The following is a 13166-nucleotide window of genomic DNA, read 5'->3' as shown; positions in this document are numbered from 1 at the left end:
CGGTTCGTTGCCATGAAAATCGCGATGCGGAAAATCCTGCGCATTGCCGGGCTGTTGCTGTTCATCCCCACGGTGGCGAGCGCAGTCGAATGCCGTTCGATCGAGGGGCGCTGGGGCAACATGCGGGTTAGCGCCGTGCGCCAGATCGAGGTGATCGGCAACAGGATCGCCGTGACCGGCACATTCAACGGCAAGCCGTCGGCGCCGAAAACGCTTGGCTGCGTGCCGGGCGACAACGGCGTCATCTGCGAGGCAAGGTTCGGCTCTCTGATCGTCCTCGTCATGAGCATCGGCACGCGCATGTTCGAGAGCGTGGTGGATGTGAGCATTGCCCGCGAGCAGGTCAGCCTCACCTACCAGTGCGATGGCGACATCCGGATGTGAGTGGCGCGCTGCTGTTGCGCTGCGGGGGGCGCCTGCGTTTTCACTGGCTGCGGCCATGCTGCAGGTCGTTCGCCTTGCAGCGTTGGACGGGAAATTGCTTTTGCTCTACTCTTGAGGCCCCGGAGAGAACCAATGGCAAAAGCTGCGGTCGACATGGAAGCCTATCGCCTGGAGGCGAAGAAAGAGGTGGCCCGGAACTATACCGCCTCGCTGATGTCCAATTCGAAGTGGCGCGCGCTTTTCGAGGCGCTGGATACAATCGAGGATGAGGTCAAGGGCGTTGCGGTGAAGTTCGTCGGTGAAGAGGCCCGTGAATATCCGCCGGTGTTTCCCGGCGTCTATCCGCCTCACGCATTCATCGATCTGTGGCCTTTGAACATTTACCCGCTCGTCGAGATCGAGTGGATCGAATTCAGGCGGATCGTGAAGTTCAAAAGGTCGAACAATCTACCGGATAGGCTTGTCGCCCAGGACATAGACGCCATCCGGGCGGCGATCGAAGCCACCGGCAAGCTTTACCCGATCGAGGAGACCGAACTGGGCTTTCGCGTCATCGGGCACCTGAAATGACCCGGCCGCGCGCGCTCCGGGGCAGCCTTCAGCCGTTGCCGTCCAGGATGGCCCGCAGTTCCAGCGTCACCCAGGCGGTGCGATAGGCCTCGATCGACTGCCGCAGCCGCTGCAGCGAGCCGAAGTCGCGCTCCAGCCGCGGCAGGAGGGCGGCGAGGTTGCCCTCCACGCGCAGCCGGAACGGAAATCTGCTTTCCGAAAGCGACGGCGGCTCGCCCATAACCAGCGGCCAAAGCGCGAAATTCAGATAATTGTCCTCTTTCGACCATTGCGAGCGCTGCAGGTTGACGAGCTGGACGACATCGTCCGTGCGCCGCACCCAGTTGCGCGGGCGGGTCTTGCGGAATCCCGCCGCAACCAGGTTCTCGCCAATCTCCCTTTCATCCCACATCCCGCACCCGTCTTTTGATGGCACGCAACCGGCCCGCCAGGCCATGATACGAAACTCAGGTCTTCCGTGTCAGCCGGTGGTCCAGCGCCTCGATGTCCCCGTCGGAAAACACCTCGATGCCGTGCTCGCGCAGCAGGGCGGCGGTCACGCCGGCGCCGGCATGTTTCTGTCCGCTGAAGCTGCCGTCATGGATGAAGCCGCTGCCGCAGGAAGGGCTGCCATCGATCAGCAGGGCAAACCGGCAATCGTGCTGGCGCGCCAGCGCCAGCGCTGCCTGCGCGCCGGCGACGAAGAGGCCGGTGACATCGCCGCCCGTCTGCTCGAACACCCTTGCGCTTCCGGCAAGAACGGCCTGGCCGTCCTTGCCCCCGGCAATCTCGGCAGGCGGGCGCGGCACGCTGAAGCCGGCGGTCAGTTCAGGACAGATCGCGACGACCCGCCCCTCCTGCCGCCATCGCTCCAGCGCGGGATGTTCGAGAGGCTTGGCCGAACCATTGTAGCGGACCGGTCGGCCGAGCAGGCAGGCGCTGACGAGGATCTTCTCCATCATGTCTGAAACCGGCCCTTGGCCATTTTCCTCCGCGTACGACATTCCACGCTACCGTTCGGCATCCAGCGGCGGCCGCACATGCCGCACGGCCCGCGTCGAACAGGCGCCGAACGCCGCGAAGTTCAACCTCGCCTGTTGCAGGGAGAGGTCGCCATTCGGGCCGCCGCGAACGGTGTCGCAATCGCTGTCGCCCTGGCCGTCATCCTCCCAGAGGCAGACGGGACAGATCTCGAACGCCCCATTTTCACCGAGCGTGCGGAAGCCGCAGCAGGGGCAGCGGGCGCCGGTCATGCCGCGCCGGTGTCGCCGCCGAACTGCTGGATGACCTCGATGTCGCCGACGATCGCGGCATTGAAGGCATCGAGTTCCTCGGCGGGCACCCAGTATTCGCTGTGCGCGCGCCCGCCCGCCTCCTGCACCGGATAGCGGTCGAGCACATCGCGGCGCACCGCGAACCGCGTGACATAGCCGACGCCGCTGCGCGGCACGTTCCAGTCGCGCGCGATCTTCACCGCATAGTCCTGCGTGGTCACGGGATAGAAGATCGGCTGGTCGGGCAGCCGGGGCGGGAAGGCCTTCATGCCGGCCTGGCGGATCAGTTCCAGCTCTTCCGGTCCCACCGGTCGCCAGAGCGTGACGAGCTCTTCAGTCATGCAAGTCTCCCGCGCCTGTCCCGATCCCGGCAGCGTGCCTTCGGGAAGCCGACTGCACTGGTAGCCTTTCCCGCCGGCAGGCTGCAATGGCAAAGCACGGCGCAGTCGCTCGCCCCCTGTTGGCGCAGATGGCGGGCAGCCGGGCTGCGAAAGTGTTGCACCCCGGTTTGTCGCGCATGCTCTCTGCCGACTGCCGAACTTTTTCGGAACCATCTCTCTTTTGAGCGGTTGCCCTTCCATGACGAATTTCAACCAGGAGGCTGTTTTGGGTCACGCACGCAATGAGCGTTACGCACGCATCCGGGCCCGGGCAGCCGAGATATGGCTGCGGGAAGGATGCCCCGGCGACCAGCAGGAGCATCATTGGCTGCTGGCCCTGCGCGAAATCGACCGCGAGGATGCGGCCCATGACGATACCCTGCGGAAGGATATCGGGCTGAAACGCAAGCGGGGCAGGGCGGCCACGCCGGTCAGGCTGGCCGGGCTTGCCGCGCCGGCGATCAGGCTGCCGGGCCAGCCGAAGGCGCGCGCCGCGCCGGCGCAGCGGTTGCGCTCCAGCCGCATCTAGAGCGTTTCCACGCAAACGCGGCAACGCTCCAGCCCTCTTTTTGCGCTGGAACCATCCATCTTCGCCGGACCGTGCTCGCGCGGTCCATGTTGAGGCCATCCCTGCAAGGAGGACCTGCCAATGGGTCGTGGCATTCTGTTGTGGCTGCTCGGCATTCCCATCCCGATCATCATCCTGATCCTTTTGTTCTGGCACTGACCCTCGGGGCCGGAACAAGGGTTGGATGATCGGGGCAGCGCGGCCGGCCGGCCGCGCGATGGCCGTGAAGGCCAATACCCAAGAATGCGGCCGGTGAGGCCGCAAACCGCAAACGGGCGATCCCCGCCCAATGGAGAAGAAACCATGGACTGGAACCGCATCGAAGGAAACTGGAAGCAGGCCAAGGGCAAGGTCAAGGAGCAGTGGGGCAAACTCACCGACGACGATCTCGACCAGATCGCCGGCCGCCGCGACCAGCTCGAAGGCAAGATCCAGGAGCGCTACGGCATCGCCAAGGATCGCGCCAGGAACGACGTCGACAGCTGGTTCAGCCGTCTGCCCTGAACCGCGCGGCGGCCATCCGCAAGGCCTCGCCCATCCGCAAGACTTCGCAAGGACGTGGCGCCGCCGGCCATGAAAGCATAGGTGGAGGAGGCAGGGATCCCGGCTTCGGCCGGGGTCCCTTCTTGCATCCCGTCGACGGCTCAACGGTCGGCGCATCGGCGCTCATCCGCCTCTTTGGGAGGGCGAACGTCCATCGCCCAGCGGGCGACACGGTTTTTGCGGCGCCTGGTGCCGGGACCCATAAAAAGCCGGCATCATCGTTCAGGAACCATTCAGCGTTCCGGCTGTTCAGTGACTCAGGGACGCTTTTTCTTGGAGGATACAATGGAACGACGGCAGTTTCTGATGTCGGCTCTCGGTCTCGCCGGAGCAGCAGTAGCGGTTTCCGCCATGCGGCCCGCCCAGGCCCTCGCGGGTGTCGCAGCCCCCGGGCCCGGCATCCTGGACGAACTGGACAGGGCGCAGCCCGCGGTTCTCGACGGCGACGCCGAGGCGCAGGTCGAGCAGGTCGACCATCGCGGCTGGCATCGCCGCGGCTGGGATGGCCGCCCCGGCTGGGACGGTCGCCCCGGCTGGCGCCGCCACCACTGGCGTGACGGGCCACGTTACGGCCGCGGCCCGCGCTGGCGCCGTGTCTGCCGCCGCGTCTATCGTCGTGGCGAATGGCGCGTGCGCTGCTGGCGTGAGCGCGTCTGGCGCGGCGGCTGGTAAAAGTCGCGCTCCAGCACAAATGATCTGACGGATCAGCCCACTGATCGCATCAGCGGGCTGATCCGGGCAATCATGCCGGGCCGACCCCTATGCCGCAGCAGCCGCGCGCGCGATCGCCGCATCCTGCTCCGGGGCGCCGCCCGATACGCCGACGGCGCCGATCAGCGTTCCATCGCTGTCGTGCAGCGGCACGCCGCCACCGATCAACAGCAGCCCGCCATGGTGGATATGGTCAAAATGCAGGGCCGGTTCGCCGATCTGCAGCGGCGCGTTCAGCGTTTCGGTCGGTGCCTGGAACATCACGGCAGTGCGCGCCTTGGCGATGGCCAGTTCATTCGACGCCAGCCAGGCGCCGTCCATGCGGGAGAAGGTCACCAGGTTGGCGCCCGTGTCGAGCACCGCGAACACCGCTTTCAGTCCGATCCCCCTGGCAGCGGTTTCACCCTGCGCCACCAGGCGCCGTGCGTGGTCGAGCGTCAACTCAGGCATTCTGGGTCCACTCCGTTTCCTGCCACTGCCTGGCGGTGGCGATGGTGCCGAGCGGACGCATCGTGCGGTAAAGGTGTTCCTCGGCCGGGATGATCTCGACCATCGCGTCGATCATCTCCTGCGGGTCGAATTGATCGGCGAGTGCGGCGCCGAAGTCCGGCATCGGAACGACAGCGCTTTTGGGGTCGTACCATTGCGTGTGGCTCTCGGCGCCGGTGTCGTTAAAGCCGGTGGCGAAGACGCCGGGGTTTACCGTAGCGACCTTGACGCCGTAAGGCGCGAGTTCCGCCCGCATGGACCCGGCGATGGCCTCGATGGCGTGCTTGGTGGCGCAGTACGCGCCGAGGAACGGGATGACCAGGATGCCGCCCATCGACGAGGTCCAGACCACCTTCCCCGCCTTGCGGGCGACCATCTTCGGCACGATGCCCTGTGCTAGCCTGATGTGACCGAAGACATTGATTTCGAAGGATTCGCGTATGCGTTGCAGCGGGATGTCGAGCACCGATCCGCTTTCCATGACACCGGCGTTGAGCACGAGGATGTCGGGGTCATAAGTCGCGGCGTGCGCGATATCGATATCGTCGAGCAGGTTGAGTTTGATCACCTCCAGCGAGACGCCGGCATCGGTTGCATCGGCGCGCAGGCTGCGAACTTGCGGCCAGGTCTCGGCGGTGGCGACGACCTTGTGCCCGCGCCGGGCGAGCTCGATCGCCGCGCCGCGGCCAAAACCGGAGCTGGCTCCGGTGATCAGGATTGTCTTTGACATGGTTGTCCTCGTTTTTCAGTCCGATAGGCCATCCCCTCTGCGCGACCGCGACGTCGCCCAGAGGGGACCTGCTGAAAACTAGGCAACCTTGACTGTCGCAACAATCTCGCCAATCCTTGGTGGTGTGATGAACAATGCTCATCAATCGACCGATCTTTTCGCGCTCAACGTGTTTCTCGCGGTGGCCAACCATCGCAGTTTCCGCGCGGCGTCGATCGAACTGAATGTCACCGGTTCCGCCGTCAGCCATTCCGTCCGCAGCCTCGAGCAGCGCCTGGGCGTACGCCTGTTCAACCGCACCACGCGCAGTGTTTCGCTGACCGAGGCGGGACAACGCCTTGCAGCCAGGCTGCGCCCCGCCGTGACCTCGATCGCGGAGGCGCTGCAGGAGGCCAACGATTTCCGCGAAGTGCCGAGCGGCACGGTGCGTATCAATGCCAGCGATGCGGCGATACGGATGATCCTGCGCCCGCTTCTAGCGCGGTTCCTCGGTCAGTACTCGCAGATCCATCTCGACATCGTCACCGATGGCAGGCTGAGCGATATCGTCGCCGCCGGTTTCGACGCCGGCATTCGCCTTGCCGAAGCCGTGCCACAGGACATGATCGCGGTGCGTCTCACCGAAACGGTGCAGTTCGCCGCTGTCGCTTCCCCCGATTACGTCCGGCGTCGCGGCCGTCCTGCCGTCCCGCAGGATCTCCATCAGCACGATTGCATCCGCTTCCGCTTCGAAAGCGGCGCGCTCTACCGCTGGGAGTTTGAGCGCCACGGCATTGCAGAAACCATCACCGTCAGCGGCCCGCTCACGCTCACCGATCAGGCGTTGATGGTGGATGCGGCCATCGATGGCATCGGCATCGCCTTCGTGCCCGATTTCCTGGTTCGGGACGCGCTTGCGGCAGGCAGCCTCGAGCGCTTTCTCGTCGACTGGTGCCCGGTCTTCCCGGGCGTGTGCCTCTATTACCCCGGCCGCCGCCATGTTTCGAGCAGCCTGCGCGCGCTGATCGACACGATCCAGAACGAGCGCAGGTCCGGCGCGTCGGCAGGCTAGGTTCGTGGGGTAATGATGCGGCCGGACAAGCGGATGGTCATTGGCGATCGCGAAGAGCCGGCTGGACTGGGTGCCGCAAGCCCCTGCCGGCGCCATCCGGGCTTCGCCTAAAGTCCACTGTTGCCGGACCGGCCGGCAATTGTCCGACTCACCGTTTGCTGGCAAACTTCAATCTGCTGACGAGGGGTAAGTCAGTGGGCTGAGGCCCGATTTTGCTTCGGCATGCTCCCAGATCGGGCCTCGCCCTCCCCTTGTTTCCTGCCATGCGCCGGGCGCTGGCTGCAGGGGCCGTTGACCGTATCGGCCCGGTTTTCTCTTCATCTCCAGTTTTTCTTCTTCGTCAGCGTGTTGGTCTTGCCGGTGGTGGAAGGCCGCATCTCCTGCGCCACATCTCGACGATTCCTCGACCATGTCTCGATTTTCGTCGCCTTCCATCGGGCGATCCGCAACAGGGGCCGCTCATGGTTTCGTCGATCTCGTTCGCGCCGCCGCGTCCGATCTTCCCCGGCTTCGGCCAGCTGGCCGAAGCCGCGCTCAAGCGACAGATCGCCGCCAGGCAAGCCGAGATCCAGGCCGCCACCGACAAGGCCGAGGCCGCCAGGCTGGCGGGGGAAGTCGAGGCGCTGAAGGCGAAGCTCGCCGTCCTGGAGCGGAAGAAGGCGCCGCAGGGTAGCGCCCCGGCGCAGCGATAAGGCAACCGCGGCAACGATCGTTGCCGGCCATCCGCCACTGCTTGCTTGCGACAGTGCGCGTTCAGCCGCCGCTAACCATCTTTCCCGCCTTTCCGCCGATCTACGGCATCTGCCGTATGTCGCCGTTTCCTCCGCCGCGGCATGGTCCGGGCCGCAATGCATCAAACAGGAGGGATGAGATGAAAATGATGATCGTGGCCGCTGCCGCCGTCTTCATGCTGACCGGCGCGGCTTCCGCCGGCGTTCCGGCAAAGGCGGTGATAGTCAAGGACGCCAGGCCGGCCGAGGCGATGCTCGTCCACAACAAGCCGGGGTCAGGCCGCGGTGGAGGTGGCTCGTTCAAGGTCTGCACGCCATTCGGCTGCAAGACGGTGGGCAGCGGCTGGGGAAGCTAGCTCGTGTTCTGCCCGCCCGGCTCAGGCCGGGCGAGCAGGGAACGGAACGCGATCCATTCCGCTCCCTGCTCCGGCAAGTGATCCGAGGCGTTGGCTGAATTCGGGATCTAGCCGCTGAGCCCGGCCGGGTTGTCGGCGCCGACCGCATAGGTGCCGTCGCCACGCACCACCTTGCCGTCCTCGAAGCGCAGCACTTCGCTGACGCTGGCGCCTTTCTGGTTGCGGTACTGGATCACCAGCGTGTCGATGCCGCCGAAAATGCGTTCGATGGTGAAATGCAGGTCGGGGATGCGGCTCAGCCCCAGCTGCCAATAGGCGCGCAACGCCGCCTTGCCGACCAGCCTGCCGCCGCTGTGCGGCAACAGGCCTGCGGCGATCGGCGAGGTGAAGACGACGTCTTCGGCGAAATGCGACAGGATCCGCTCGAGATCGTGCGCATTCCAGTCAGCGCACCAGCGCTCGGCAAAGGCGTTCCAGTCCATGGGCGGGGTCATGGGCATCTCCATCGGTGTCGCGCCGGATTATCGCCCTGGCTGGCAGGCATTCAACGACCTCGGCCGCCACGCTTTTGGGCCAGGGTGGCGGGCGGCCCTCAAAACCTTCCGCCATCGGCGCCGCGGCAAAATAGCGGCCGGCCGGGTGTCGATATACGGCATCTGCCGTATTTTTCGGCCGCCTTCCTTGTGGTCGAACTGCGCTTTGGTTTCCGGCAGGCGGCCGGCGAGGGGAAATCATGATCCGACCAGCCCGTCCTTCCGGCGGCAGCGACACGCGCATGCAAGGGGCGACATATCCCGCGGGCACTGCGGCGACGAGCTGCCGGCATGCCGGCCTGCGCAGGACGGCGCTGGCCAGCACATCGGCCCTGGCGCTCCTGATCGGCGCGCTTTCTGCCGCGCAGGCCGGTGGACCCATCACCGTTGGCGGCGGGGCTGGCGGCGGCGGCGGAGACCGTGCCGGCGCGATCGTTCCGGGTGGAGCCGGCGGCATCGGCGGCGGCGGTGGTGGTGGGGGCGCCAGCTCGTCCGCAGCTCCAGGGCATATGGGCGGAGCGGGCGGCGACGGTGGGCAATCCGGTCAGGACAGCGGTGTCGCCAACAACGGTACCCCTGGAAAAGGCGCCGCCGGCAGCGGCAACGTATGGGACGGCGGCGGTGGCGGCGGCTCGGCCCCGCTCAATTCCCAACACGGACCGGGTGTTGGCGGCACAGGCGGCGCCGGCGGAAAGGGCAATTACTGGCCATCCGGCTGGCAGCAATATCCATGGGCTCTCCGCACCCGGGGCGAAGCGGGAGCGAGCGGCGGGCCCAACAGCATCAACTGGGGTTGGGGCGGCGGAGCCGGCGGCGGCGGAGCCGGGGTCTATCTCCCCCACACCTCGTCCTTTTCGCTTTCCCAGGGCTTTGACATCCTTGGCGGCAAGGGCGGAGAATTCACCTTCGGCGGCGGTGGCGGCGGCGTCGGTCTCGTCCTGCAGTATTTCTCGGAAACCTTCACCAATGACGGTGCCACCCTCGCGGGCGGCGACGGCGGCATGGGCTCCCATGGCGGTGGCGGTGGCGCCGGCCTGTTTCTCGTCGACGGCGGCGACCTCAACAATCGCGCGGGCTCGATCAGCGGCGGGGCCGGGGGTGGCGCGTTGCAGTTCGCAATGGACCCCGGCACCGGTGGCGCCGGCGGCGCCGGTGTGCTGGCCAATGGCGGCTACCATCGCAACCAGGCCACGATCGTCGGCGGGGCGGGCGGCAGCGGCCTGTTTGCAAGCGGCGAGGGTGGCGCCGGCATCCGCCTCTATGGTGATTCCGGCTGGAACCGGACGACCGGCATCAGCAATGAAGGCACGATCACCGGCGGTGACGGCGGCATGCTGAGTTATGGCGGCCTCCCCGCCAAGGTCGCGGCCCACGGAGGCGACGGCATCGTGTTCGAGAAAAATCCGGGCGTTGCCACGATCACCAATTCCGGCGTCATCAGCGGCGGCAAAGGCGGACTTTATGAAATCGATGATGGCACAGAGAGCCCATCGCATGGCGTCGGCGGCGTTGGCGTGCGCATCCTGGCGGATGGTGCGGAACTGAGCAATTCCGGCACGATCTCGGGAGGTCTTTATGGCGACGGCACCACCCGTGCCAATGCCGTCGAGCTGATCGGCAACAACAACACGCTCGCCGTCACCAAGGGGGCGGTCTTCAATGGCGGTCTGGTGGCGCAAGGCACCGGCAACAAGTTTGTCCTTACGGGTTCGGAATCCGCTACGTTCGACCTTGCCAGCCCCATCCAGGGTTTCGAGCGCCTGGAGAAGCAGGGCAGTGGCACCTGGACGTTGAACGGCGGCGCAACGCAGGGATGGACGGTCAGCGACGGCACGCTGCGGGCCGGCAATGCGGGTGCTTTCGGCACCGGCCTGGCCTACAGCGTCAATGGCGGCATGCTCGATCTCGGCGGCCTCGACCTTTCCATCTCGTCGCTTTCCGGCAATGGCGGCAGGGTGGATCTGGGAACCGCCCTTCTCACCGTCGATCAGAACGCCAGCACCCAGTATCAGGGAACGCTGACCGGTTCGGGCGCGCTGACCAAGCTCGGCACCGGCACGCTGACGCTTTCGGGCAGCAGCAGCCATACCGGCGAAACCTCGGTCATCAACGGCACGCTGGCGCTCTCCGGCAACGGCAGCATCGCCAGCTCCAGCAGCGTCAATCTCGGTCCCTCCGGCACCTTCGATATCTCGGCCGCGAACGCCGGTGCCACCATAACCCGCCTTGCCGGCGCTGGCACCGTTCGGCTCGGCAGCCAACGGCTGGAGCTGACCAATGCCGGCGGCTCGTTTGCCGGCAGCATGGAAGGGTTCGGTGGCAGCCTGCTGATCTCCGGCGGCAGCCAGACGCTCACCGGGCTCAGCAGTTTCGGCGGCGGCACCTCGCTGAACGGCGGCACCCTGAAGCTTGGCGCGCCGCTGGTGTTCCTGAATCCTATGGACTTTCAGGTCAATGGCGGCAGGCTCGATCTCGACGGCAACAACCTGGCCGTGGCATCGCTGTCGGGAGCCGGCGGCACCGTTGCGCTCGGCAGCGGCCGGCTGAGCGTCGGTCAGTCCGGCAGCACCAGCTATGGCGGCCTGATCACGGGAAGCGGCGGCCTGACCAAGTCCGGCACCGGAACGCTGACACTGTACGGATCGAACGTTACGGCAAACCAGTTCACCGGCACGGCAACCGTTGCACAGGGCGTGCTGCGCGTCGAAGGCGTGTTCGGCGACACCGCCGGCAAAGCCGCGACCGTCAATGTGACCGGCGGGACATTGCAGGGCAGCGGCACCATCGCCGGTGATGTCGCGGTGAAGAACAATGGCGTGCTGGCGCCGGGCGCCAGCCCTGGAACCCTGACGATCGCCGGCAGCCTGATTCTGGAGGCCGGCGCGACGACACGGTTCGAACTCGGCACCCCGGGCATGACCGGCGGGGCGACGAACGACCTGGTCAAGGTCGGCGGCACACTCGTGCTCGGCGGCAGGCTGGAGGCACAGCTCGCTTCGGCCGGGTATTACAAGCTGTTCGAATACGGAGCGCTGGCCCTCGGCAACACATTCGATGGCGTGACGGTGGCGTCGACCAATGCCGGTTTCACCGTCGCCAACCACATCGTCGGCCTCGATGTCCCGGGACAGGTCTATCTGATCGCGCGCGGCGCCGGGCAGACCGTGCAGTTCTGGGACGGCGGTAACACCGCGCAAAACGGCAATGTCGACGGCGGCTCCGGCACCTGGGATGTCATCGGTTCAAACTGGACAGGCGTCGACGGGGCGACGAACCAGCCCTGGCTGCGGTCCGTCGGCGTGTTCACCGGCGCTGCCGGCACCGTCACCGTCGCCGGCACGCAGAACTTCGACACGCTGCAGTTCCTCACCGACGGTTATCGTGTCGAGGGCGGCAGCCTGACCTTCGATCCGGCTGCCGGGTCGGCCGGCACCATCTTTGTCGATGGCGGCGCCACTGCCTTCGTCGGCAGCAGGCTTGTCGACGGGCCGGCCGCCACCAGCCTCGCCAAGACCGGCAACGGCACGCTGGTGCTGACCGGAGCAAACAGCTATTCCGGGCCGACGTCGATCCTCGACGGCGTTCTCCGCGTTGCCGGCACTGATGCCAGACCGCTCGGCACGGGCGAGGTCATCGTCGACGGCGGCGTTCTCGACTTTGCCCGCGCCGCTGACTTCACCCTGGCGAACAAGCTGTCGGTCGGACCGCATGGCGCAGTCATCCGCAGCAGCATCCGCGACACCTTCCTGACCGGCGATGTCGAGGGTTCCGGCCCGCTCGGCTTCGACAGCGGCAGCCATGCCGTCTTCCTGACCGGCTCAGGGACTGGCCAGTTCACAGGACCGGTCACGATCAACTCCGGCTATCTGCAACTCGGCAGGAAAGGGCAGGCCGTGCTTGCCGGCCCCGTCCTTGTCCGGGAACAGGGTGTGCTGACGCTGCTGCAGGACGAGCAGCTCGCCGCCAATGCGGCGCTGACCGTCAACGGCCGGTTGGATTTCTACAGCAATGGCGGCGCCGGGCCTAAGCCGATCACCCAGACGATCGGCAGCCTGAACGGCTCCGGCTTCGTGGTGAATTATCTGGTGCCAGACGCATCCCTGCGGGTCGGCGAAGGCCGGTTTTCCGGCATCATCGGCCCCTCCGGTTTCTCGACGATCTCGCTGGAGAAGATCGGCACCGGCACGCTGATGCTGACCGGCGCAAACGGCTACGCCGGCGGCACGACGATCAGCGCCGGCACCTTGCAGCTCGGCGATGGTGGCACCACCGGCTCGATCATCGGCGACGTCGTCAACAACGCCACGCTGGCCTTCGACCGCAGCGATGTGATGACGTTCGACAGCGCGGTCTCGGGCAGCGGCACGATCCGTCAGATCGGATCGGGCACGCTGAAGCTCGGCGGTGACAGTTCGGCCTTCACCGGCCAGACCTTTGTCCAGAACGGCATCCTGTCGGTTGACGGCAAGCTTGGCGGCGCGGTGACGGCGCTGGATGGCGGCCGCCTGCAAGGCAGGGGCACCATAGGCAGCCTGGCCGTCACCGGCGACGGCATCGTCGCGCCCGGCAATTCGATCGGCACGCTGAACATCGCCGGTGATTTCTCGATGGCCGCCGGTTCGACCTATGAGGTCGAGATCGCCGGCAATGGCGTGAGCGACCGCATCGCGGCTGGCGGCAAGGCGACGATCGGGGGCGGCACCGTGGCAGTGACGGCACTCGACGCGCAGACCAGCTACCAGGACGGCCAGACCTACACCATCCTGACGGCGGCCGGCGGTGTCACCGGCGGCTTCGATCCGGCCGTGCTGGCCCGCTCGGCCTTCCTCGAAGCGACGCTTGCCCAGAGCACCAATGCCGTCGACCT

The 13166-nt window shown here is 66.4% G+C and carries 16 protein-coding genes; 9 read left to right on the top strand and 7 right to left on the bottom strand.

Translation table 11 applies throughout. The annotated features are described in order from the left end of the window. Nucleotides 1-24: 24 nt before the first annotated feature. Nucleotides 25-384 carry a hypothetical protein gene (locus tag ACFWYE_RS27345; RefSeq protein ID WP_379115261.1) on the top strand — a complete coding sequence of 120 codons (360 nt, stop codon included), beginning with the start codon at nucleotides 25-27 and terminating at the stop codon, nucleotides 382-384. A gap of 132 nt (nucleotides 385-516) precedes the next feature. Next, the gene (locus ACFWYE_RS27340; RefSeq protein WP_379115260.1) at nucleotides 517-954 is read left to right on the top strand and encodes a DUF6678 family protein; all 438 of its coding nucleotides are present in this window, start codon (nucleotides 517-519) and stop codon (nucleotides 952-954) included. 28 nt (nucleotides 955-982) lie between these two features. Here ACFWYE_RS27340 and ACFWYE_RS27335 read toward each other — a convergent pair whose 3' ends face one another. The 4 genes from ACFWYE_RS27335 to ACFWYE_RS27320 are packed head-to-tail and all read right to left on the bottom strand — an operon-like array spanning nucleotide 983 to nucleotide 2548. Beyond that, nucleotides 983-1390, bottom strand: a complete 408-nt coding sequence (locus tag ACFWYE_RS27335) for a DUF4304 domain-containing protein (protein WP_379115259.1) — start codon at nucleotides 1388-1390, stop codon at nucleotides 983-985. 10 nt (nucleotides 1391-1400) lie between these two features. Next, nucleotides 1401-1895, bottom strand: coding sequence for a DUF523 domain-containing protein (locus tag ACFWYE_RS27330; protein ID WP_379115258.1), 495 nt, complete (start codon nucleotides 1893-1895; stop codon nucleotides 1401-1403). 48 nt (nucleotides 1896-1943) lie between these two features. Further along, entirely contained in the window at nucleotides 1944-2186 is a 243-nt protein-coding gene (locus ACFWYE_RS27325) for a CPCC family cysteine-rich protein (protein WP_379115257.1), read from the bottom strand. Beyond that, nucleotides 2183-2548: an ADP-ribosylation/crystallin J1 gene (locus ACFWYE_RS27320; protein WP_379115255.1), complete on the bottom strand. Its 366-nt coding sequence runs from the start codon at nucleotides 2546-2548 to the stop codon at nucleotides 2183-2185. Before ACFWYE_RS27320 ends, ACFWYE_RS27325 begins: the two co-directional genes overlap by 4 nt. Nucleotides 2549-2813: 265 nt before the next feature. On the opposite strand from ACFWYE_RS27320, the gene ACFWYE_RS27315 reads away from it, so the two are divergent. From ACFWYE_RS27315 to ACFWYE_RS27305, 3 genes are all read left to right on the top strand, one after another. Beyond that, complete coding sequence (locus tag ACFWYE_RS27315; protein WP_379115254.1) at nucleotides 2814-3116, top strand: DUF2934 domain-containing protein; 303 nt, start codon at nucleotides 2814-2816, stop codon at nucleotides 3114-3116. A gap of 342 nt (nucleotides 3117-3458) precedes the next feature. Beyond that, a complete protein-coding gene (locus tag ACFWYE_RS27310) occupies nucleotides 3459-3659 on the top strand; it encodes a CsbD family protein (RefSeq protein ID WP_379115253.1) in 201 nt (66 codons plus the stop codon). Between the two features lie 324 nt (nucleotides 3660-3983). Further along, nucleotides 3984-4370 (top strand): protamine-2 (modular protein), encoded by a 387-nt coding sequence (locus ACFWYE_RS27305; RefSeq protein WP_379063467.1) that lies wholly within the window; start codon nucleotides 3984-3986, stop codon nucleotides 4368-4370. Nucleotides 4371-4457: 87 nt separating this feature from the next. Here the strand turns inward: ACFWYE_RS27305 and ACFWYE_RS27300 are convergent, their stop codons facing one another. Beyond that, entirely contained in the window at nucleotides 4458-4859 is a 402-nt protein-coding gene (locus tag ACFWYE_RS27300; RefSeq protein WP_379115252.1) for a heme-binding protein, read from the bottom strand. After that, on the bottom strand, nucleotides 4852-5628 hold the full coding sequence (locus tag ACFWYE_RS27295) for an SDR family oxidoreductase (protein WP_379115251.1): 777 nt from the start codon (nucleotides 5626-5628) through the stop codon (nucleotides 4852-4854). Before ACFWYE_RS27295 ends, ACFWYE_RS27300 begins: the two co-directional genes overlap by 8 nt. 127 nt (nucleotides 5629-5755) lie before the next feature. Here ACFWYE_RS27295 and ACFWYE_RS27290 point away from each other — a divergent pair, with 127 nt between their 5' ends. The 3 genes from ACFWYE_RS27290 to ACFWYE_RS27280 all read left to right on the top strand — a co-directional run bounded on the left by ACFWYE_RS27290 (nucleotide 5756) and on the right by ACFWYE_RS27280 (nucleotide 7766). After that, nucleotides 5756-6679, top strand: coding sequence for a LysR substrate-binding domain-containing protein (locus ACFWYE_RS27290; protein WP_379115250.1), 924 nt, complete (start codon nucleotides 5756-5758; stop codon nucleotides 6677-6679). A 461-nt stretch (nucleotides 6680-7140) separates the two neighbouring features. After that, on the top strand, nucleotides 7141-7371 hold the full coding sequence (locus tag ACFWYE_RS27285) for a hypothetical protein (RefSeq protein ID WP_379063465.1): 231 nt from the start codon (nucleotides 7141-7143) through the stop codon (nucleotides 7369-7371). Nucleotides 7372-7550: 179 nt separating this feature from the next. After that, entirely contained in the window at nucleotides 7551-7766 is a 216-nt protein-coding gene (locus tag ACFWYE_RS27280; protein WP_379115249.1) for a hypothetical protein, read from the top strand. Between the two features lie 107 nt (nucleotides 7767-7873). Here ACFWYE_RS27280 and ACFWYE_RS27275 read toward each other — a convergent pair whose 3' ends face one another. Next, nucleotides 7874-8260, bottom strand: coding sequence for a nuclear transport factor 2 family protein (locus tag ACFWYE_RS27275; RefSeq protein WP_379115248.1), 387 nt, complete (start codon nucleotides 8258-8260; stop codon nucleotides 7874-7876). Between the two features lie 239 nt (nucleotides 8261-8499). Between ACFWYE_RS27275 and ACFWYE_RS27270 the strand changes: the two genes are divergently transcribed. After that, the coding region (locus ACFWYE_RS27270) for a beta strand repeat-containing protein (protein ID WP_379115247.1) at nucleotides 8500-13166 on the top strand (4667 nt) is incomplete at its 3' end.

It is taken from the genome of Mesorhizobium sp. NPDC059025, from assembly GCF_042739655.1.
Classification (GTDB): domain Bacteria; phylum Pseudomonadota; class Alphaproteobacteria; order Rhizobiales; family Rhizobiaceae; genus Mesorhizobium.
Note: the sequence above shows the minus strand (reverse complement) of the source record. Positions and strands in the feature narration are given on the sequence as shown.